General features: G+C 49.1%; 1 protein-coding gene and 1 pseudogene. Both read left to right on the top strand.

What is annotated here, in order from left to right; translation table 11 throughout:
- Positions 1-165 precede the first annotated feature (165 nt).
- A complete protein-coding gene (locus ACKI3C_RS05690; protein WP_407402941.1) occupies positions 166-924 on the top strand; it encodes an RsiV family protein in 759 nt (252 codons plus the stop codon).
- A 62-nt stretch (positions 925-986) separates the two neighbouring features.
- A pseudogene (locus ACKI3C_RS05695) lies at positions 987-1,862 on the top strand (carbon starvation CstA family protein); the annotation flags it as partial.
- Between the last annotated feature and the right edge of the window lie 143 nt (positions 1,863-2,005).

The following is a 2,005-nucleotide window of genomic DNA, read 5'->3' on the forward strand; positions in this document are numbered from 1 at the left end:
GAAAGGATTGGGGAAAGGGGCAGTGTGCCCGCTCGTGACAAAAACACACAGAACTTAGCACGTTGCCACCGATCCGGCCAGGCGATGCCCCTCTAACGCGTGCAAAAACGTTAACAAATTTTATACTGCGGATTTGAGGTAATCAACAAATCAAATAACGCAATTGTGAAAAGAACATTTCTATTTATAGCACTTGCAGCTGCATTCATAAGCGTCGTTGCTGCCAATTTACAGGTAAAACAAGTTAACGTGAAACGCACTTGGGCAATCTCTTCGAGCGAAGCCCAGGAGTATGCTCCCGAAGGCTGGACTCCAGGCATTGATGCTACCATTGATTTCCCCACTGGCAATGACAAGCTGTCACAAACCGTGGTCAAATGGATGGCTAGCAGTCTGGGCGTAGCTACGATAGCATATAGCAACGCCGAGCAATTAGTTGACGCCTATACTCTCAACGTGAAAGAAAACGACAATGACATGACCATAGAGTTTAGTTTGACCAAGGTCTATGAGACAAATGAGCTTGTCAGCTATGAGATGCAAGGATATGACTACAACTGCGGAGCAGCTCATGGCATGCCCTATTGCCATGGCGTGACCTTCCGCAAGAGCGACTGCAAGGACATGAGCGACCTACTTGTGAAGAAGAACGCACGTATATCCCACCTGCTCAAAAAAGGGTTGAAAGAATATTTCAGCGTGACTACCGACAATCAACTGCAAGAAGTCCTGTTTGACGGCAACATACCTGTCAGGACACCGGGCAGTTCTCCCTGGGTTGTCAATGACGGAATCATGTTCCAGTATGGAGCCTATGAGATTGCACCCTATGCAGCAGGTATGCCCCAAGCGCTCATCTCCATAAAAGACCTGACACCCTACCTTACCCCCGAGGCCATCAAATGCCTTAAAGTCAAACGATAAGATCATCTGCCCCCACTGATTGACACCCTAATTGCGGTGCGTCAATCCTGAACTTAAAATCTATGATCACATTTGCTCTAAGCTTCATCGCATTGATTCTGGGATATTTCTTCTACGGCAAGTTCGTGGAGAAATTGTTTGGCCCTGACGACCGACCGACTCCCGCTGTTCGCCTCAACGACGGCATTGACTTCATGGTGCTTCCCAGCTGGAAGATTTTCATGATACAATTCCTCAACATAGCCGGGACAGGTCCCATATTCGGTTCCATCATGGGAATGTGGTATGGTCCTGCGGCCTACCTGTGGATAGTGTTAGGCTGCATCTTCGGCGGAGCGACACATGATTACCTGGCAGGCGTGATAAGCCTCCGTAACGATGGCATGGGCCTTCCAGAAATTGTGGGCAAATACCTGGGAACCACAATGAAGAACATCATGCTGGTATTCTCTCTTTTGCTGCTCATCATGGTGGGGGCCGTGTTTGTGTTGAGCCCTGCCACGTTGCTCTCGGGCATGTTCAGCGACGGTGTGTTCTCGGGGCTGCTAGTGTGGATGCTCATAATCTTCGGTTACTACATCATCGCGACCATGATGCCGGTAAACAAAATCATAGGCAAGATTTATCCTCTCTTTGCTTTCTCAATCATCTTCATGGGCATCGCATTGTTTGTGATGCTCGTGATCAAGCACCCGCAAATACCTGAATTGTGGGACGGCCTTTACGACATGGGCAAGGCAAAACTAGGCATCAAGAGCCCCGACAGCATGATTCCGGCCATGTTCATTACCATCGCTTGCGGAGCCATCAGCGGGTTCCATGCCACACAGTCGCCCATGATGGCTCGTTGCCTCAAGAGTGAGCGCCAGGCACGTCCTGTGTTCTACGGAGCAATGATCACCGAGGGGCTTGTAACGCTAGTATGGGCAACCGTGAGCAGGTAACTACTCAGGTAGGGGTACACGCCCTTAGCTCGCAACTCAAAAGTTGCGAGCTAAGGTGCTGTTTTAATAAAACTGTTGATTATTTCTCTATCTTATACCTTGCGACTTCCACAAGTGCATCAAGCGGATTCTGTTTG

Origin of the sequence: Sodaliphilus sp., from assembly GCF_045598405.1 — a bacterium.
Classification (GTDB): domain Bacteria; phylum Bacteroidota; class Bacteroidia; order Bacteroidales; family Muribaculaceae; genus Sodaliphilus; species Sodaliphilus limicaballi.